At 64.5% G+C, this 22,567-nt stretch carries 2 protein-coding genes; both read right to left on the reverse strand.

Going from position 1 to position 22,567, the window contains the following annotated elements; translation table 11 throughout:
• On the reverse strand, window positions 1-8,900 hold an 8,900-nt coding region (locus tag ACIPQ1_RS28445), incomplete at its 3' end, for an amino acid adenylation domain-containing protein (protein WP_446535132.1).
• On the reverse strand, window positions 8,897-22,567 hold a 13,671-nt coding region (locus ACIPQ1_RS28450), incomplete at its 5' end, for an amino acid adenylation domain-containing protein (RefSeq protein ID WP_446535133.1). The genes ACIPQ1_RS28445 and ACIPQ1_RS28450, both read right to left, overlap by 4 nt.

Below are 22,567 nucleotides of genomic sequence, written 5' to 3' on the forward strand. Positions count from 1 at the left end.
GCCTCGCCATGGGCCAGGAACACATCGAGCATCGACGGCACGAAATGCAGCGTGGTGATGCCTTGGGCCTGGATCACTTCGCGCAGGTACGCCGGGTCGCGATGCCCGCCCGGACGGGCCATCACCAGCCGCGCGCCGCTGAACAGCGGCCAGAAGAATTCCCACACCGACACGTCGAAGCTGAACGGGGTCTTTTGCAGCACCGCGTCCGCGGCGCTCAAACCGTATTCGTCCTGCATCCACAGCAGCCGGTTGACCACCCCGCCGTGTTCGTTCATCACACCCTTGGGCATGCCGGTGGAGCCCGAGGTGTAGATGACATAGGCCAGGTTGTGGGCATGCAGGCCCTCGACCTGCGGATTGTCGGTGGGCTGCGTCGAGAAACCGTCCGCCTCATCCAGCAACAGGGTCCGCGCCTGGGTAGCCGGCAGGCTCGCCTGCAACGCGCGCTGGGTCAGCACCACCATGGGCGCGCTGTTTTCCAGCATGTAGGCCAGGCGCTCGTGGGGATAATCCGGGTCCAGCGGTACATACGCCGCGCCGGCCTTGAGAATGCCCAGCAGGCCGGCGACCATGTCCAGGCTGCGATCGGCGCAGATCGCCACGCGGTCATCCGGGCGAATGCCCAGTTCCAGCAGGCGATGGGCAATCTGGTTGGCCCGACCATTGAGTTGCGCGTAGCTCAGTCGCGCCTCGCCAGAGACCACGGCGGCCGCGTCCGGGCAGGCCGCGACCCGGGCCTCGAACAGGCCGTGCAAGGTCAGGCCCTGCGGGTAGTCGACCGCCGTGGCATTGAACGTTTCCAGCAGATGCCGGCGTTCGGCCGCCGGCAGACTGGTGAGGGCATGCAGCGGCGTATGCGGTGCCTGCTCCAGTGCGGTGACCAGGCCTTCGAGCGTGGCCTGCACGTATTCGCCGATACGCCGCGCACCGGTCCCGACCAGCGCCTGCACCACCAGGCTGAAACCCTCGCCCTCATCATCCACGCTCAAGGCCAGGGGATAATTGGTGCGTTCTTCGCCTCCGAGCGTCTCGATGCCCTCCCATGCCGAGACCGTCTGCGCAGTGGCCTCGAGCCCACAATGGCGGTAGTTGAGCATCGAGCTGAACAGTGGGGTCGGTGCTACGACACCGCTGCAACGCTGGGCCAGCGCCAGCGAGGCATGTTCGTGGCCGAGCAGCCCGGTAAGCCGCTTGTGCGTGGACCGCACGCCTTCCACCACGCCCTGCTCACCCAGGCTCACCCGCAATGGCAGGGTGTTGATGAACATCCCCAAGGCGCGGTCGGCGCCCTCGCCGCCTTGCAGCCGGCCCAGAAGCACCGTGCCAAAGACGACGTCGTCGCGAGCGCTGACATGCCCCAACACCCGCGCCCAGGCCAAGTGCATCACGCTCGCCGCGCTGACACCCAACTGTCGGGCTTGTTCGCGCAGACGACGACACAAACCTGCCGCCACCACCAGCCTGACCTCCTCCACACCGTTACCATCACCCTGCACATTCTGCAGGCCGAACGGCAGCGTCGGCTCGTCGATGTCGCCGAGCATCTCGCGGAAAAACGCTTCATGCTCCTGCTGGCTTACCCCCAGGCGGGCCTGGGCCACATAGTTGCGGTAAGGCACCGCAGCGCCCAACTGGTGCGCCTTGCCGAGCATATGGGCCTGCATTTCGCGGTCCAGCACTTCCAGGCCGGTATGGTCCAGCACCATATGATGGAACAGCAGCATCGCGATCCAACGCTGGTTGGCGGCATCCTCGACGATGGCCAGGCGCAGCAACGGGGCCTGACGCACATCCAGCCGGTAATGCCGGGCATCGAAACGTTCGTACAGCTGCGTAATGACATCTGCGCCGTTCGGCTCCGGTACTTGCTCATCAATCATGAGCTGCGCCCGACGCCACACGACCTGCATGGGATCCTCGAGGCCCTCCCAGACGATCGAGGTCCTGAGAATGTCGTGGCGGTCGATCACCTGCTGCAACGCCTGGATGAACTCATCCAAGCGTTCGCGGCGCTCAAAACCGAACACCGTCTGCAACACATACGGATCGCCTTTTTCCGCCGTCAGATGGTGATACAGAACGCCTTCCTGCAAGGGGGCCAGCGGGTAGATGTCCTGCACATTGCCCACGCCGCCCGGCACACTCGCCACGATCCGATCGATCGCCTCCTGGCTCAGTACCGCCAACGGCAACAGGTCAGGCGTGATGCGCTGGCAACCCTCGACGATCGCGTTGGCCGGCACCACCACCTCACGATACCCACCGACCGCGGCGGCCAGGGCGCGTAGCGTCGGCTGGCTGAACAGCACCCGCACGTCCACCGACAGGTCGACCTGGCGCATGCGCTCGATCAAGCTCATCGCCAATAACGAATGCCCACCCAGTTCAAAGAAATGGTCGTGGCGCCCCACCCGTTCGACCTTGAGCAGTTCGGCCCACAGTTGCGCCAGGGTCTGTTCGACCTCGCCCTGCGGCGCTTCGTATTCACGGCTGGCATAGGCGTCGGCGTCCGGTTCCGGCAATGCGCGACGATCCAGTTTGCCGTTGGCAGTCAGCGGGAAGGATGGCAATACCACGAAAGCACTCGGCACCATGTAGTCAGCCAACGCGGCCACCAGTTCGGCGCGCAACGCCTGCGCCGACAAGGTGATGCCGTCTTCAGGGATGACATACCCCACCAGGCGCTTGGGCCCCGTTTCGTCCTGGCGCGCCAGCACCACGGCGTCTTTCACGCCCGCACATTGGCCCAGGCGGACTTCGATCTCGCCCAGTTCGATACGGAAACCGCGGATCTTCACCTGGTCGTCGTTACGGCCCAGGTACTCCACCACCCCATCCGCCCGCCAGCGCGCCAGGTCTCCGGTGCGGTACAGCACGGCGTCGGGCTCGGCATTGAACGGGTCGGTGACGAACTTCTCGGCGGTCAGCTCGGGACGGTTCAGATACCCTTTCGCCACGCCATCGCCACCGATGTACAGCTCGCCCGCCACGCCGGCCGGCACCGGCTGCCGGTGGGTATCCAGTATGTAGACCCGGCTGTTGCCAACCGGACGGCCAATCGGGATCCCGCCCTCGCCCACGGCCTTGATTTCGTGGGTGGTGGTGAAGGTGGTCGCTTCGGTCGGCCCGTAGCCGTTGAGCAAGTGAGCCGGGGCGCCTTCGCTCAGCACCCGAGCGATTACCGCCGGGTCGAGCACATCGCCGCCGACGATCAAATAGCGCAGCTGTCCGAATACGTCCATCAGGCCGCTGGCGTATTGGTGGAACAGACCGGCGGTCATCCACAACACACTGACCGATTGCTCAAGCAGCAGTGCGCGGAAACGCGCTTGGGTCAGCAATACGTCCTGTTCGACCACCACCACGCAACCGCCGTTGAGCAACGGCGCCCAGACGTCCAGGGTGCTGGCGTCGAAGGCCGGATTGGAGGCAAAGGCCACTCGGTCGTGCTCGTTGAAATCCGCGTAACCGTTGTTGATCACCAGCCGGTTGACGGCGCGATGCGGTACCAACACGCCTTTTGGCGTGCCGGTGGAACCGGAGGTGAACATGAGGTAGGCCACCGATTCGCTGCTTTGCGCCAGGTCGAGGTTATCGGCGACTTCATTGAAGACTGCCGTATCCAGATCCACCCGTTGCGAGCTGTCAGGCGCTACCGCCGTGCTCAACGTCAACACGACCTGCGCCCCGCTGTCCTGCACCATGAACTGCTGGCGTTCCAGAGGCGCGCTGACATCCAGCGGGACATAGACGGCGGCACATTTGAGAATCGCCAACTGGCTGACCAACAGCTCAATCGAGCGTTCCAGCGCAATCGCCACGCAATCGCCCGGCTGTACGCCCCGATCGATCAGATGGCGCGCCAGGCGATTGGCTCTGGCATTGAGTTCACCGTAGGTCAGGCGTTGCCAAGCATGCACGGCGGCGATGGCCTGCGGCCGGGCCAACACCTGCGCTTCGAACACCCCATGAACGGTCCTGTCCTGCGGATAAGGGCGCCGGGTAGCGTTGAAATCCACCAGCAACTGCTCGCGCTCGGCTTCCGGCAGGATCTCCAGACGGTTGAGCGGCGTCCGTGAGGCGTGCTCCAGTGCCAGGACCAGGTGTTCAAGTGCCGTGTGCATGTAGCCGCAGATGCGGGTCGCCCCCATCCCTTGCAATACCTGGGCATCCAAACTGAAACCTTCGCCCAGGTCGTCCACAGACAGGGTCAACGGGTAGTTGGTGCGCTCTTCGCCGCTGAGGTTTTCCATTCCCTGCCAGGCGTCCGTGGCCTCGGCTGAAGCCATGCCAGCAGCGCTGTGCCGATAGTTGAGCAAGGCGCTGAACAACGGCAGCGGCGCAACCACGCCGCTGCAACGTTGGGCCAGGGCCAACGAGGCGTGTTCATGGCCGAGCAGCGCGCTCAAGCGTGCATGGGTGGCCTTGACCCCGACGCGCACGTCCGGCTCATCCAGGTCGATCCGCAACGGCAAGGTATTGATGAACATGCCCAGGGCACGGTCGGCGCCCTCGCCGCCCTGCATCCGGCCCATCAGTACGCTGCCAAACACCACATTGTCACGCCCGGACAAGCGTCCGAGTACCTGTGCCCAGGCCAAATGGTGAAGGCTGGCGGCACTCACGCCCAACTGCCGCGCCTGGGCCCGCAGGCGACGACTCAAACCAGCGTCCACCTGCAGCCGCGCTTCCTCGACACCGCGCCCGTCGCCCTGCATCTGCTGCAAGCCCAATGGCAGCGTGGGTTCGTCGACATCGCCCAGCATCTCGCGGAAAAAAGCCTCGTGCTCTGCCTGGCTGACACCCAGGCGCGCCTGTGCCACGTAGTTGCGGTACGGCATCGCGTCGGGCAAGGCATCGGCTTGCCCGAGCAGGAACGCCTGCATCTCCTGTTGCACGACCTCCAGGGCCGTGTGGTCGAGGGCGATGTGATGGAACAACAGTATCGCTACCCAGCGCTGGTTGGCCGGGTCATGGGCAAAGCGCAGGCACATCAGCGGAGCCTGGCGAATATCGAGGCGATGATAACGGGCGTCGAAACGTGCATGCAGTTGGGTCACCGCATCACCGTCTACGGCATTGAGGGCGATCTGTTCGATGCTCAATACCGCCTCGCGCCAGACCACCTGCACCGGCTGTTCCAATCCCTCCCACAACACCGACGTGCGCAGGATATCGTGACGATCGATCACGCTTTGCAGCGCCTGCGCGAACGCGTCGAGGCGTGCCTCGCTCCGGAAGGCGAACAGCGCCTGCAATCCGTAGGGATCTCCCTGCGGGGTCGACATGTGATGGTAGAGAATGCCTTCCTGCAGCGGTGCCAGCGCGTAGATGTCCTGTATGTTCGGCGCACCGCCCGGCACGCTCGCCACGATGCGGTCGATGGCATCCTGGCTGAGCGTCGCCAGCGGCAACATCTGCGGGGTGATCCGTTCGCAGCCCGGCGTGATCCCGTTGGCGGGCACCAGGACTTCGTTGCCACTGCCCACCGCCGCGGCAAGTGCCGCGAGGGTCGGCTGGCCGAACAGCACACGCACATCCGCGCTCAAGCCGACCTGACGCATTTGCTCGATCAGGTTGACGGCGAGCAAGGAGTGGCCGCCCAGTTCGAAGAAGTGGTCATGACGGCCAACCCGTTCAACCTTGAGCAGGCCTTGCCAGATATGCGCCAGGGTGATTTCGGTCTCACTCCGAGGGGCTTCATAACCGCGGGTGATCAACGCATGGTGGTCCGGTGCCGGCAGGGCCTTGCGGTCGAGTTTACCGTTCGGGGTCAGCGGCAACCTGTCGAGACGCACGTAGGCCGACGGCACCATGTGCTTGGGCAAATGCACCTGCAACTGCGCTTGCAGACCCTCAGGCGCGAGCGTCTGGTCGGCGGCGTCGTGCACCGTGTAGTAGGCCACCAGGCGTTGGTCATCCGCCGCCTCTCCCAGCGCAATGACCACGGCCTCTCGAACGCCGGCGCAAGCACCCAGCCTGGATTCTATTTCACCCAGTTCAATGCGCAGGCCCCTGATTTTCAGTTGACCATCGTTACGCCCCAGGTACTCGATGTTGCCGTCCGGCAAATAGCGTCCCAGATCACCGGTACGGTACATCCTGGCATTTTGCACAAGGCTGAACGGATCCTTCACGAAACGCTCGGAGGTCAACTCCGGCCGGTTCAAATAGCCCCGCGCAACCCCCGCGCCACCGATATACAGCTCACCGGCCACCCCGACCGGAACCGGTCGCAATTGTGCATCCAGCAGATACACCCGCGTGTTGGCCACCGGTCTGCCGATATGCAACACCGGCTGCGAAGCGTCGATCCGGCCCGAGGTGGCGACCACGGTCGTTTCCGTCGGACCGTAGTTGTTGATCACATCGAAGGGCAGATCGGCCGGCAGCTTGCGCAGGCGATCGCCTCCGATCAGCAGCTTGCGCAACCGATCGTTACCCAGGTTGCGACCCAATGTGTACTCGGCAATGGGGGTGGGCAGGAAACACACATCCAGCGCCTGGGCCTGCCACCAGTCGAGCAGCGCATCGACATCCTCGCTACCGGCATGCGCCGGAGGCAGCAACAACGTGGCGCCCGCGCAGAGTGCGGGCCAGACTTCCCAGGCCGCCGCATCGAAACCGAAACCGGCGACGCTGGAGGTACGGCTGCCACGTCCCACTGCGAAGGCGTGACAATGCCAATCCACCAGATTGTTGAGATTGCGATGCTCGACCATCACCCCTTTGGGCAGACCGGTCGATCCGGAGGTGTAGATCACATAGGCCAAGTGCTGGGCGTCAAGCCCCTGCACCTGGGGGTTGGAGACGGATTCGCCCCGCCAGTCGTCGCCATCGAGATCAACGACAGGCAGCGAGACGTCGCCCAACAGGGGGTGGGTACGGGTCTGTGCCAGTACCGCCACCGGCGCACTGTCCTGCAGCAGGTAGGCAATACGTTCCGCCGGGTAAGCCGGGTCTATGGGGACATACCCCGCACCGGATTTCAGGATGCCCAACAAGCCGACGATCATCTCCAGGCTACGCTCGACACAGATCGCCACCCGATCATTCGGCCCGACGCCCAAGGCCAGCAGGCGGTGTGAAACCTGATTCGCCCGAGCGTTGAGTTCGCCGTAGGTCAGTGTCTGGTCGTCGTGCTCCAGCGCAACCGCCTCGGGCTGCTCGCTGGCCTGGGCTTCGAACCGCCGATGGATCAGCGCGTCGAGTGCATACGCCGCGTCTGTCATATTCCAGGTTTCGAGCAATTGCCTGCGTTCGGCCGGTGGCAGTATCGACAGACTGTTCAATGGGCTCCGCGGCGAGGTCTCCAGCGCCGCCACCAGCTGTTCCAACGCAATGTCCATGTACATGCAAACCCGCTGCGCGCCAATCTGCGGCACGGCCAGCACCGACAGGCTGAAATCGTCGCCCAGGTCGTCTACCGACAGGGACAGCGGAAAATTGGTGCGCTCCTGCGCGCCCAGGCTTTCGATCCCCTCCCAGGCCAGGCTGGCTTCCGGCGGGAGAGCCTGGGCCGCGCCGGCGCTGTGTCGATAGTTCAGCAGCGCGCTGAACAGCGGCGCCGGTGCCACCACGCCGCTGCAACGTTGGGCCAGGGCCAGGGAGGCGTACTCATGGCTGAGCAAGGCACTCAACCAGGCATGGGTGTCTTTCACTCCATCGCGCACGCTTTGCGCGCCCACGCCCACCCGCAACGGCAAGGTATTGATGAACATGCCCAGTGCCCGGCTCATGCTTTCACCGGCCTGCATGCGCCCCAGCATCACCGTGCCGAACACCACGTCTTCGCGACCCGATACGCAGCCCAGCACTTGGGCCCAGGCCAGGTGAATAATACTCGCCGCGCTGACACCGAGTTGCCGAGCCTGGGCGCGCAGACGGCGACTGAGGTCTGGCGTCAGCGCTTGATGGCCCTCTTCGATGGCGATGCCGTCACCCAGCACATCCTGATGGCCGAAAGGCAAGGTCGGCTCGTCGACATCGCCCAGCATTTTGCTGAAGAACGCCTCATCGGACTGCCGCTGGCCGGCCTGCCGGGTCCGGGCCACGTAATTACGATAAGGCACCGCGGGGCGCAGTTGCCCGGCCTGCCCCATCAGATAGGCCTGCATTTCGTTCTGTACAACGCTCAGCGCCTCATGGTCGAGGGCCATGTGGTGGAACAGCAGCATGGCGACCCAGCGCTGGTTCGCGGTGTCTTGGGCAACCACCAGCAACAGCAACGGCGCCTGGCTGACGTCCAGCCGATAGTGCCGGGGATCGAAGCGCGCCTGCAGTTGCGCCAGGACGTCGCCCTCGGCGAGGTCGGCGCTGATGTCCTTGACGCCCAGTCGAGCCTCACGCCAGACCACCTGGACCGACTCTTCCAACCCCTCGCGGATGATGGCGGTGCGCAGGATGTCGTGCCGATCGATCACACTTTGCAAGGCATCGATGAAATCGCCCAGGCGTTCACGCCGGGTGATGCTGAAATGAGCCTGCAAAACATACGGATCGCCCTCGGTGGCGATCAGGTGGTGATAGAGAATCCCCTCCTGCAACGGTGCCAGCGGATAGATATCCTGCACATTCGCAGCACCGCCCGGCACCGTCGCAACGATGCGGTCGATGGCTGGCTGATCGAGCGTCACCAGCGGCAGCATGTCCGGCGTGATCTGCACGCAGCCGACGGGAATGACGCTGGCGGGGGTGTCGACTTCGCCGGCCTTGCCTCCCTCGTATTCGCCGGCCTGGATCAACGCGATCAGCGCGGCCTTGTGCTCGCGCAGCAAGGCCAGCACCGCCGGCTCGCTCAGAGACTGTTTGCGGCCCCGTACCACGAGCTGATCACCCTTGACTGAAAGCTGTACGTCTTTTTCTTTTAGTGTCGCCAACAGTTCGATCACACTCACAGGACAATCTCCATTTTTTCTGTCATTGCCGCGTATTCCGAGAGCGTGGGCTGCTCGAACAGCGTCCGCACATCCGCTTCCATACCCTCTTGGCGCATCCGCTCCATCAGGCTGACGGCAAGCAAGGAATGCCCACCCAGTCCAAAGAAGTGATCGTGACGGCCAACGCGCTCTACGTTGAGCACTTCAGCCCACAACTGGGCCAGTGTGATTTCGGTTTCGCCGATGGGGGCTTCGTAGCCCCGGGTGATGAAAGCCTCCAGGTCCGGTGCCGGCAGCACCTTGCGGTTGAGCTTGCCGTTGGGTGTCAGCGGCATGGTGTCGAGGCGTACATAGGCCACCGGCACCATGAAGGCCGGCAGTTGTGCCTGCAGGCAGGTACGCAGCGCTTCGATGTCCGCCGCTTCGTCCGGTGCGTATTGGGTGAAATAGGCCACCAGGCGTTTTTCTCCCGGTACGTCTTCACGGACCAGCACCGCAGCCTCCTTCACCGCGTCGTGCTGGGCGAGCTTGGCTTCGATCTCGCCCAGTTCGATGCGGAACCCGCGGATCTTCACCTGATCGTCATTGCGTCCCAGGTACTGCAGGGTGCCGTCAGGCAGCCAGCGACCGATGTCGCCGGTCTTGTACAGGCGCGCGTCGGCCTTGCCGTAGAACGGGTCGGCGATGAAGCGTTCGGCACTGAGCTGCGGCAGGTTGAGGTAACCGCGGGCCACACCGACACCGCCGATATGGATCTCACCGGGCACGCCCACCGGCACCAACTGCCCGTGAGTGTCCAGCACATGCAATTGCATGTTGCGGATCGGCCGGCCAATCGGGATCGACTGGTGCCGGTAGGTCTCAAGGTCGCTGTCGGCCGTGTACCAGGCAACCACGTCACTGCACTCGGTCGGCCCGTAGCTGTTGATCACCGCCGGCCGTGGCTGGGCGAGCTTCTCCAGCATGGCGACCTGGATCGGTTCACCACCCAGGACCACCCGTTTCAGGCAGGCCAGGGCTTGCTGGTGGTCGGCGTCCACCAGCGCGTGGAAGGCGGTGGGCGACATATTGAGGTGGGTAATCCCGGCCTCGGCGACCTGGGCGACGATGGCGCCGGGGTTGAAGGGTTCGGCGGCCAGGTGCAGCGTGGCCCCGGCCATCAGCGGCGCGAGGATGTTCTTCTGGGTCAGGTCGAAGTTGTAGGAGGACGCCAGCAGCACCGCGTCGTCGGCGTCGAAGGCCAGGTCCTCGAGGTACCAGTCCAGCAGGTTGCGCAGGCCGCGATGTTCGACCATCACCCCTTTGGGCAAGCCGGTGGAACCGGAGGTGTAGATCACGTAGGCCAGGTGGGCCGGCGTCAGGCCAGTGACCTGCGGAGTATGCTCCGGCTCGTCTTGCCATGGACCGGCGTCCAGGTCGATCAGGGGCACCTGAACCTGCGACAAGAATTCTCTGGTCGCTGCCTGGGCCAGCACCGCAGCCGGCTCGCTGTCCGCCAGCATGTAGGCAATCCGCTCCGCGGGATACGCCGGGTCCAAAGGCACATAACCACCGCCCGCCTTGAGAATCGCCAGCAGCCCGATCACCATCTCGGCGCTGCGCTGGACACAGATCGCCACGCGTGAATCCGGTTGCACGCCCTGCTTGCGTAGGTAATGCGCCAACTGGTTGGCTCGCGCGTCCAACTGGCGATAACTCAACGCGTGCTCGCCGTGCTGGACGGCCACGTTGTCCGGCGTACGCTGGACCTGGGCTTCGAACAGCCCGAGAACAGTCTGCTCCTGCGGGTCGTCGGCACCACCGGTATTGAACTCGGCCAGCAGTTTCAGGCGCTCGCTCGGCGGCAGGATCGACAACTGGTGCAACGGCGCCTCTGGCGTCTGCTCAAGCATTTGGATCAGGCCTTCCAGCGCCTGCCCCACATACCCACACAGCCGCTGGGCGCCGATGCGCGCCGGGGTCATGACGGTGAAGCTGAACGCTTCGCCCTGGTCATCCACCGACAACGTCAGCGGGTAGTTGGTCCGCTCTTCGCCACCCAGCACCTGGATACCGTCCCAAGCCGACAAGGCTTCGGCGGAAGCTGCCGCGCCGGTGTGCCGGTAGTTGAGCAAGGCACTGAACAACGGCGTCGGCGCCTCTACGCCGCTGCAACGTTGCGCCAGCACCAACGAGGCGTGCTCATGGCCGAGCAAGGCTGTCAGTCGGGCATGGGTTGCTTTCACACCCGCACGGACACCGGTTTGCCCCAGGTTCACCCGCAACGGCAGCGTATTGATGAACATCCCCAGTGCACGGTCGGCGCCCTCGCCGCCCTGCATCCGGCCCACCAACACGGTGCCGAACACCACGTCGTCGCGACCCGAGACCGTGCCCAGCACCTGCGCCCAGACCAGGTGATACAGGCTCGCCGCGCTCACCCCGAGCTGACGCGCCTGGACCCGCAGCCGACGGCTGAGGCCGGCCTCGACCTCCTGGCGAACCTCTTCGATGCCGCTGCCGTCGCCTTGCACATCCTGCAAATCAAACGGCAACGTCGGCTCGTCGACATCACCGAGCATGTCGCGGAAGAACCGTTCATGGGCTTCGCGACTCACGCCCAACCGAGCCTGGGCCACGTAGTTGCGGTACGGCACCGATGCCGGCAAGCGTTGTGCCTGGCCGAGCATGTGCGCCTCGATCTCCGCGGACAGCACGGCCAACGAAGTGGCGTCATCCACCAGGTGATGGAACAACAGCATGCCCACCCAGCGCTGGTTGGCCGGGTCTTGCGCATAAGCGACCCGCATCAGCGGCGCCTGGCGGATGTCCAGGCGATAGTGCCGGGGGTCGAAACCCTGATGCAACTGCGTGGCAACCTCCCCGGCCGCCGGATCCAGCTCAACCGCCTCGACCACCAGCCGCGCGTCACGCCAGACCACCTGCATGGGCTCGGCCAAGCCTTCCCAGAGCACGCCGGTGCGCAGGATATCGTGACGGGAAACGACCGCTTGCAGCGCTTGGGTGAAATGCTCCACATGGGCGAAGCTGTCGAACGCGAACATCACATATTGCAGGTAGGGATCGCCCTGGGCAGAGGCGATGTGGTGATACAGGATCCCTTCCTGCAACGGCGCCAGGGCGTAGATATCCTGCACATTTGTCACGCCACCCGGCACCGTGGCCACGATCCGGTCGATGGCGTCCTGGTCCAGGTCGGCCAGGGGCAACATGTCCGGGGTGATCCGCGTGCAACCGTCCGGGATCGCGTTGCCCGGCACCACGACTTCCGTGTGCCCACCCACCGCGGCAGCCAGGGCCGCCAGCGTCGGTTGGCCGAACAGCACCCGCACATCGGCACTCAAACCGACGTGACGCATGCGTTCGATCAGCTTCACCGCCAGCAGCGAATGGCCACCCAACTCGAAGAAGTTGTCGTGACGGCCGATTCGCTCAAGGTCCAGCAGGTCTTGCCAGATCGCGGCGATGACTGTCTCGGCCTCGCCTTGCGGCGCTTCGTATTCGCGGGCCGCCACCGCCGACTGATCCGGCGCCGGCAAGGCCTTGCGGTCGAGCTTGCCGTTGGTGGTCAACGGGAACGCCTCGAGGACCACGAACGCGCTCGGCACCATATAGTCCGCCAGCGAAGCCAGCAATTGTGTACGCAGCTCAGCGGCTGATGGTTGCGCGCCGTCTGCGGCAATCACATAGCCCACCAGGCGCTTGTCGCCCGGCGCGTCTTCACGGGCAATGACCACCGCCTCGCTGACACCCTCGCAGGCCGCCAAGCTCGCTTCGATCTCACCCAGTTCGATACGGAAGCCGCGGATCTTCACCTGGTCGTCGTTACGGCCCAGGTACTCGATGCTGCCGTCGGCCAGCCAGCGGCCGAGGTCGCCGGTCCGGTACAGGCGCGCCCCTTCACAGCCGCTAAAGGTGTCGGCGATAAACCGTTCCTGGGTCAACTCGGGCCGGTTCAGGTAACCCCGCGCCACGCCCGCGCCGCCCACATACATCTCGCCCACCACGCCCACCGGCACCGGCTCGCGCCGGGCGTCGAGCACGTACAGTTGCAGGTCGGGAATGCGCTTGCCGATGGGGCTGACGCCCGCCAACTGGGCATCAGCCGCTTCAAGCGGACGATACGTCACGTGCACCGTCGTTTCGGTGATGCCGTACATGTTGACCAACTGCGTCCCGGCGTTGGCTACACGGGCATACCAGGGCTTGAGCATCCCGGTTTCCAGCGCTTCACCGCCAAAGATCACCTGGCGCAGGCTGTGGCGCAGATCGCTTTCACCCTGGGCCGCGATCAATTGCCGGAAAGCGCTTGGCGTCTGGTTCAACACGGTCACACCGGCCTCGCACAGCAGCGCGTAGCAATCTTGCGGGGAGCGACTGACCCACTGCGGCACCACCCACAAGCGTCCACCATGGATCAGCGCGCCCCAGATTTCCCAGACCGAGAAATCGAAGGCGAAGGAGTGGAACAGCGCCCACACGTCTTGCGGGCCGAACTCGAACCAAGGCTGGGTGGCCGAGAACAGCCGCGCGACATTGCCGTGTTCGACCATCACGCCCTTGGGCAACCCGGTGGAGCCGGAGGTGTAGATCACGTAGGCCAACTGCGACGACGTCAGGCCAGGTACTTGCGGGTTGGCGGTGGACTGGCCGCGCAACGCCGGGTTATCGAGTTCGATCACCCGTACAGACTCTTCGGCCAGCAGCGCCTGGGTGGCGGCATGCACCACGATCGCCACGGGGGAGCTGTCCTCGAGCATGTAGGCGATGCGCTCCGCCGGGGAGGCCGGATCCAGCGGTACGTAGCCGGCGCCCGACTTCAAGATGCCCAACAGGCCGACGATCATGTCCAAGCCGCGTTCGACACAGATCGCGACCCGGTCATCCGGACAAATGCCCAGCGACAACAGGCGATGGGCGAGCTGGTTGGCCTGGGCGTTGAGTTCGCCGTAGGTCAATGCCTGGCCCTCGAACACCACCGCCACCGCGTCGGGTTGCGTCGCGACCTGGGCCTCGAACTGGCGATGGATCAGCGCGTCATGGGCGTACGTCGCCTCTGGCGCGTTCCAGGTCTCCAGCAGTTGCGTGCGTTCGGCCGACGGCAACACCGTGAGGCTGCGCACCGCCGTCTGCGGCGCGTGCTCCAGGGTATCGACCAGGCTGTGCAGGGCAACCTGCACATAGTCACAGATACGTTGCGCACCAATCCGGGACTCGACCTGCACCGTCAGGCTGAAGCCTTCGCCCAGGTCATCGACGTTCAGCGTCAGCGGATAGTTGGTGCGCTCCTCGCTGGACAACATTTGCATGCCGCTCCAGGCGGACAAGCCCTCATCGGTCACCTGCAGCGAACTGTGGCGGAAGTTCAACAGCGCACTGAACAACGGCGCTGGCGACGCCACGTCACTGCAGCGTTGGGCCAGGGCCAGGGAAGCATGCTCATGCCCCAGCAGCCCGGTCAGGCGCCCATGGGTGGTCTTCACCGCGTCCCGCACGCTTTGCTCATTCACCGGCACGCAGATCGGCAAGGTGTTGATGAACATGCCCAGGGCCCGGTCGGCCCCGTCGCCGCCTTGCATCCGGCCCAGCAGGACCGTGCCGAAGACCACGTTCTCCTGGCCCGACGCCACGGCCAGGACCTGGGCCCAGGCCAGGTGGACCAGGCTGGCGGCACTGACGCCAAGCTGCCGGGCTTGAGTCCGCAGGCGCAGGCTCAAGGCGTCATCGACAAACACCTTCACTTCTTCGATGCCGTGCCCGTCACCCTGGACCTGGGCCAGGCCGAATGGCAGCGTCGGCTCGTCGATATCGCCGAGCATTTCGCGGAAAAACGCTTCGTGCTCCTGCTCGCTCGTGCCCAGGCGAGCCTGGGCCACGTAGTTGCGGTACGGCACCGATGCGGTCAGGTGTTCGTCCTGGCCCAACAGGTGCATTTGCATCTCATGTTGCATCACATCCAGGGCGGTGTGATCCAGCGCCATGTGATGGAACAACAGGATAGCGACCCAGCGATCCTGGGCCTCGTCCTGTGCATACGCCAGGTGCAACAGCGGGGCCCGGCCCAAGTCCAGGCGACTGTGCCGCGCATCGAAGCGGTTGGCCAGTTGCGTGGCAATGTCTCCGGCCGTGGCATCGGGAACGATGCATTGCGGCTCCAGCACCACCTGGCGCCAGACCACTTGCACCGGTTCATCCAGCCCTTCCCAGACCACACTGGTACGCAGGATGTCGTGGCGATCGATCACAACTTGCAGCGCCCCGATGAACGCGTCGAGGCGTTCGCGGTTGTCGAAGGCGAACTGTGACTGCAACACGTAGGGGTCGCCTTGTTCGGCGGCCAAGTGGTGATAGAGGATGCCTTCCTGCAACGGCGCCAGCGGGTAGATGTCCTGCACGTTGCGCGCACCACCTGGCACCGTGGCGACGATCTGGTCGAGGGTGTCCTGGGACAGGTTGACCAGCGGCAACAACTCGGGGGTGATGCGTTCACAATCCAAAGGAATCAGGTTCGCCGGCACGCTGACTTCCCGGCCGCTGCCAATCGCCGCGGCCAGTGCGGCCAGGGTCGGTTGGCTGAACAGCACGCGCACGTCGGCGCTCAAGCCGACTTGGCGCATGCGTTCGATCAGCGTCACGGCCAGCAGCGAATGGCCGCCCAGTTCGAAGAAGTTGTCGTGGCGACCGACCTGTTCCACGTTCAACAACTCGGCCCACATGCCGGCCAAGACCTGTTCAACCTCACCCAGCGGTGCCTCGTAGGCCTGGCTGGCGTAAGCCTCGGCGTGCGGTGCCGGCAGGGCCTTGCGATCCACCTTGCCGTTGAGCGTCAACGGGAACGCCGACAACATCACGAACGCGGCAGGCACCATGTAGTCGGCCAGGGTCGCGGACAATTGCTCGCGCAAGACCGCCACGGTCAGCGTAACCTGCGGCTGGGCAATGGCATAGGCCACCAGGCGCTTTTCGCCCGATTCATCGACCCGCATCAGCACCACCGCATCCTTGACGCCATCACAGGCCACCAGCTTGGCTTCGATCTCGCCCAGCTCGATGCGGAAACCGCGGATCTTCACCTGGTCGTCGTTACGCCCCAGGCACTCCAGGCGGCCCTCCGGCAGCCAGCGACCGAGGTCGCCGGTGCGGTACAGCAACGCGTCGGGTTCATGGCTGAACGGGTCGGCGATGAATTTTTCCGCGGTCAGGTCCGGCCGGTTCAGGTAACCCTTGGCCACGCCCTTGCCGCCAATGTACATCTCACCGACGACACCCAACGGCGCCAACTGCTGGCGCGCATCGAGCACGTACACCTGGGTGTTGCCGATCGGTCCGCCGATGGGCACGCATTCGGCATCCGCCGCCACGGCCTTCACTTCAAAGGTGGTGGCGTAGGTGGTGGTTTCGGTCGGGCCATAGCAGTGCACCAGACGCAGGTCCGGCGTCAGCTCCAGCAAGCGCCGGAACGATGCCACATCGGCCCGTTCACCGCCGCATAGCAGGATGCGCAGGCCGCCGATGGCCTGGGGAATCAGTTGCACGTACTGGTTGAAGATCGCCGTGGTCACGAACAGCACCGTGACGCCCGAATCCTTCAGCACCTGGGCAAACCGCGCAGGTTCCAGCAGGGTTTCATGGTCGATCACCACCACTTGCCCGCCATTGAGCAAGGCGCCCCAGACGTCCATGGTGCTGGCGTCGAACGCCGGGTTGGAAGCGAAGGCGATGCGGTCGTGCGCGTTGAAATCGGCGTAACCGTTGTTGATCACCAGGCGGTTGATCGCCCGGTGCGGCACCAGCACGCCTTTCGGGGTGCCGGTGGAGCCCGAGGTGTACATGATGTAGGCGATCGATTCACTGGACTGCGCCAATGCCGGGTTGTGCACCGGGCCCTGGCTGTCCAACGTGTCCAGGTCGATGCGCCGCGCGCCTTCCGGCACGGTCTCGGTACTGAGTGTCAGCAGGCACTGGGCCTGGCAATCGTCGAGCATGAACCTTTGGCGTTCCAAAGAGGCGTTGCGGTCCAAGGGCACATAGGCCGCCGCGCACTTGAGGATCGCCAACTGACTGGCCAGCAACTCGATGGAACGGGGCAACAGGATCGCGACGCAGTCATCCGGTTGCACACCGAGGCCGATCAGGTGATGGGCCAGGCGATTGGCCCGCTCGTTCAACTCCCCGTAACTCACGTGCCGCGGTCCATGCACCACTGCAATCACGTGTGGCAGGTGCGCGGCCTGGGCCTCGAACAGGGCCAGGACGGTCTGCTCCTGCGGATAGGCACGCTTGGTGGCGTTGAAATCCACCAGCAGTTGGTTACGTTCGGTTTCCGGCAGGATCTCCAGGCGGTTGAGTGGTGTCTGGGGCGCGTGTTCGAGGGCCTGCACCAGGATTTCCAGGGCCGTGTGCATGTAGGCGCAGATACGAGAGGCACCCACTCCTTGCAACACCAAGGCGCTCAATATGAAGCCGTCGCCCAGGTCATCCACCGACAGGGTCAGTGGGTAATTGGTCCGTTCTTCGTTGCTCAGGAACTCGATGCCCTGCCACGCGGCCAGGGTTTCATTCGAGACCTCGGCCGCAGCGCTGGCGCTGTGCCGATAATTGAGCAGCGCGCTGAACAGCGGCAGCGGCGCGACCACGCCACTGCAACGCTGGGCCAAGGCCAGCGAGGCGTGTTCATGGCCCAACAACCCGGTCAGCCGTGCGTGAGTGGCTTTCACCCCATCGCGCACGCCTTGGTTGCTTACTTCGACCCGCAACGGCAAGGTGTTGATGAACATGCCCAGCGCCCGGTCGGCGCCATCGCCGCCCTGCATCCGACCCAGCAGGACCGTACCGAACACCACATCGTCCTTGCCCGACACACGCCCCAGTACCTGCGCCCAGGCCAGGTGAACCAGGCTGGCGGCACTCACGCCCAACTGCCGTGCTTGTGCCCGCAGACGCAGGCTCAAGGTCGCCTCGACAACGTGCCGGGCATGCTCGATGTCCTGCCCCTCGCCGCTCACGTCCTGCAAGCCGAACGGCAGCGTCGGTTCGTCGACATCGCCGAGCATCTCGCGGAAAAACCCTTCGTGCTCTTGTTGACTCACACCCAGGTGCGCTTGCGCCACATAGTTGCGGTACGGCATCGCCACGGCCAGTTGGTCGGCCTGGCCCAGCAGGTGCGCCTGCATCTCTTGCTGCACCACTTCCAGCGCCGTGTGGTCGAGGGCCATGTGGTGGAACAACAACACCGCCACCCAGCGCTGGTTGATCGCGTCTTCGGCAAAGACCAGGCGCATCAGGGGGGCCTGGGTGATGTCCAGCCTGTAGTGCTGCGGGTCGAAACGGTTCTGCAACTGCGCCGCGATCTCGCCCTCGGCAATGTCCAGGGCGATCTCTTCCAGATGCAGTTTCGCTTCGCGCCACACCACTTGGATCGGCGTATCGAAACCTTGCCACACCACACTGGTGCGCAGGATGTCGTGCCGGTCGATGACGTATTGCAGCGCGTCCACAAACGCCACCAGCCGGTCGCGACTTTGCAGTTCGAACACGGTTTTCAAGACATAGGGGTCGCCCTGCTCGGCGGCCAGGTGATGGTAGAGAATGCCGTCCTGCAGCGGCGCCAACGGGTAGATGTCCTGCACGTTCGGCGCCCCTCCTGGCACCGTCGCCACGACCCGGTCAATGGCCGCCTGATCAAGCTGGATCAGCGTGAGCATGTCCGGGGTGATCCGTTCACAGGCCGGGACAATCCGGTTTACCGGGACATCCACCTCCCGACCACTGCCGATGGCCGCGCCCAGCGCGGCCAAGGTCGGCTGACTGAACAGAACCCGCACGTCGGCGCTCAAGCCGGCCTGGCGCATGCGTTCGATCAGCGTGACCGCCAGCAGCGAATGACCGCCCAACTCGAAGAAATTGTCGTGGCGACCGACCTGGTCAACCCTGAGCAGCTCGGCCCAGAGTTGGGCCAGTAACTGCTCGACCTCGCCTTGCGGCGCTTCATATTCACGGCTGACGTAGGCGTCGCTGTCCGGCGCCGGCAGTGCACGGCGGTCCAGTTTGCCGTTGGCGGTCAACGGAAAGGCATCGAGTCGCACGTAGGCCACCGGAATCATGTAGTCCGGCAATTGCCCCAGCAGATGACTACGCAGGGTCTCGATGTGCGGCGCAATGTCCAGGTCGCGCGGCGTGAAGTACGCCACCAGGCGTTTCTCGCCCGGGGCGTCTTCACGCACCAGCACCACGACGTCCTTGACGTCATCCTGCGCGGCCAACCGGGCTTCGATCTCGCCCAGTTCGATACGGAAACCGCGGATCTTCACCTGGTCGTCATTACGCCCCAGGTAATCCACCGTGCCGTCCGCACGCCAGCGCGCCAGGTCGCCGGTGCGGTACAGCAACGCATCCGGATTGGCATTGAACGGGTCGGCGACGAACTTCTCGGCGGTCAGCCCAGGGCGATTCAAATACCCTTTCGCCACGCCGTCGCCACCGATGTACAACTCGCCCGCCACGCCGATGGGCACTGGCTGACGATTGACGTCCAGCACATAGACTCGGGTATTGCCAATCGGACGACCGATGGGAATACCGCCCTCGCCCACGATTTTGATCTCGTGGGTGGTGGTGAAGGTGGTGGCTTCGGTCGGGCCGTAGCCGTTGAGCAGATGAGCCGGCGCGCCTTCCTTCAGGACGCGGCCGATCACGGCTGGGTCGAGCACGTCGCCGCCGACGATCAAGTAGCGCAACTGGGCGAACGCCGTCGTCAGTCCGGCGGCGTATTGATGGAACAGGCCGGCGGTCATCCACAGCACGCTGACCGATTGTTCGAGCAACAGCGCGTGGAAATCCGCCTGGGACAGCAGCACGTCCTGGTCGACCACCACCACGCAACCGCCATTGAGCAACGGTGCCCAGACATCGAGGGTGCTGGCGTCGAACGCCGGGTTGGAGGCGAAGGCGACCCGATCCTGGGCGTTGAAATCGGCGTAGCCGTTGTTGATCACCAACCGGTTGATCGCCCGATGGGGAACCAGCACACCTTTCGGGGTGCCGGTGGAACCGGAGGTGTACATGATGTAGGCCACTGATTCGGAGCTTTGCACCAGGCCAAGGTCATCGCAGACCTCATCCAGCACGAGCTGGTCCAGGTCCACGCGCAGCGTATTCCCGGGAACATCAGCCGTGCTCAGCGCCAGCAGAACCTGGGTGTCGCTGTCCTGCACCATGAACTGTTGCCGCTCCAGCGGCGCGCTGACATCCAGCGGTACGTAGGCGGCAGCACACTTGAGGATCGCCAGTTGGCTGACCAGCAGCTCGATGGAGCGCTCCAGTGCAATCGCCACCCGATCGCCCGGTTGCACACCAAGGCCGACCAGATGACGGGCCAGGCGATTGGCCCGACGGTTCAACTCGGCGTAGGTCAGGCTGTGGGCGTCGTGCACGACCGCAATGGCTTGCGGACGCTCCTTGGCCTGCGCCTCGAACAGGCCGTGGACGGTCCTGTCCCGGGGATAGCGCCGGGTGGTGGCGTTGAAGTCGGTCAGTATCTGTTGGCGCTCGGTTTGCGGCAGTACCGCCAGCGTCTGCAAGCGCAATGCAGGGTTGGATTCCAATGCCGTGGCCAGGCTTTGCAGCGCGGTCGCCATGTAGGCACAGACCCGCTGCGCACCGACACCGCTCGTGGCCAGGACGGTCAGGGCGAAATCTTCACCCAAATCGTCGACACACAGCGTCAATGGGTAGTTGGTGCGTGCTTGGCCACCCAGCGTCTCAATGCCATGCCAGGCCGACAGCGCCGCCTCGGTATCGGCCTGTTCGCTGGAGTTGCGGTAGTTCAACAAGGCGCTGAACAGCGGCAGTGGCGCGACCACGCCGCTGCAACGCTGGGCCAGGGCCAGCGAGGCGTGCTCGTGGCCCAACAGTGCGGTCAGTTGCCCGTGGACCGCCTTGACGCCGGCCCTGACGTCCTGGTCGCCAACGCTCACGCGAAGCGGCAAGGTGTTGATGAACATGCCCAACGCACGGTCAGCGCCCTGGCCGCCCTGCATCCGGCCCATCAGCACGGTACCGAACACCACGTCCTGCTTGCCGGACGCCTGCCCCAACACCTGCGCCCAAGCCAAGTGATACAAGCTCGCGACCCCCACGCCCGACTGGCGTGCCAGGCGCCGCAGCCGCCGACTCAAATCGCTGTCGAGCACCAGGCTCGCATCCTCGATGTCATGGCCGTCACCCTGCACCTGCTGCAAACCGAACGGCAGCGTGGGTTCGTCGACATCGCCAAGCATGTCGCGGAAGAACCCTTCCTGCGCCTCACGATCCACCCCCAGGCAAGCCTGGGCCACGTAGTTGCGATACGGCACCGGGACGTCCAATTGACCGGCTTGCCCCAACAGGTACGCCTGCATCTCGGCCTGTACGACTTTCAGCGCCGCATGATCAACCGCGATGTGATGGAACAACAGCATCGCTACCCAGCGCTGGTTGGGCGTGTCTTGTGCAAAGGCCAGGCGCATCAGCGGTGCCTGGGTCATGTCCAAGGCGTAGTGCCGGGGATCGAAACGGTGTTGCAGCTGTTGGGTGATCGATCCGGCCTGTGGATCCAGTGCCAGTTCTTCAAGCCCCAGCCGCGCTTCGCGCCAGACCACTTGTCGAGGCTCGTCGAGACCTTCCCAGAGGATGGCGGTGCGCAAGATGTCATGACGGTCGATAACGCTTTGCAGGGCCTGGGTGAAAGCATCGAGGCGCTCGCGGCTGTCAAAGGCAAACTGCGCCTGCAAGACATAGGGGTCGCCCTGCTCGGCCGACAGGTGATGGTAAAGGATGCCTTCCTGCAGCGGTGCCACCGGGTAAATCTCTTGCACGTTGCGCGCCCCACCCGGCACGGTCGACACGATGAGATCGATGGTGTCCTGGTCGAGGCTGGTCAGCGTCAGCATGTCAGGGGTGATCCGCTCGCAGCCGAACGGGATGCCGTTGGCCGGCACGCCGATTTCACTGCCGCCACCCACGGCCGCCGCCAACGCGGCGAGGGTGGGCTGGCCGAACAGGATACGCACGTCGGCGCTCAAGCCGGCCTGGCGCATCCGCTCGATCAGCGTGACCGCCAGCAGGGAATGCCCGCCCAGTTCGAAGAAGTGATCGTGGCGACCGACGCGCTCGACGTTGAGCAACTCGGACCAGATGTGCGACAAGGTGATCTCGACCTCGCCTTGCGGGGCTTCGTAGCCACGGGTGATCACCGCGTCGAGATCCGGCGCCGGAAGCGCCTTGCGGTCGAGTTTGCCGTTCGGTGTCAATGGCAATGCGTCGAGGCGCACGTAGGCGGCCGGCACCATGTATTCCGGCAGTTGCGCTTGCAGATACGTGCGCAGGATTTGAATGTCCAGCGCTTCGCCTGGCGAATGCTGGGTGAAATAGGCCACCAGGCGCTTGTCGCCCGGCACGTCTTCACGGGCCAGGACCACGGTTTCCTTGATGTTTGGAGCCTGGGCGAGCTTGGCTTCGATCTCGCCCAGTTCAATGCGGAAACCGCGAATCTTCACCTGGTCGTCATTGCGGCCCAGGTACTCGATGTTGCCGTCCGGCAGGTAGCGACCCAAGTCGCCGGTTTTGTACATGCGGGCATTGGGAACCTTGCTGAATGGATCTTTCAGAAAGCGCTCAGCCGTCAGGTCATCACGATTGAGATAACC

It is taken from the genome of Pseudomonas sp. LARHCG127 (genome assembly GCF_052871455.1).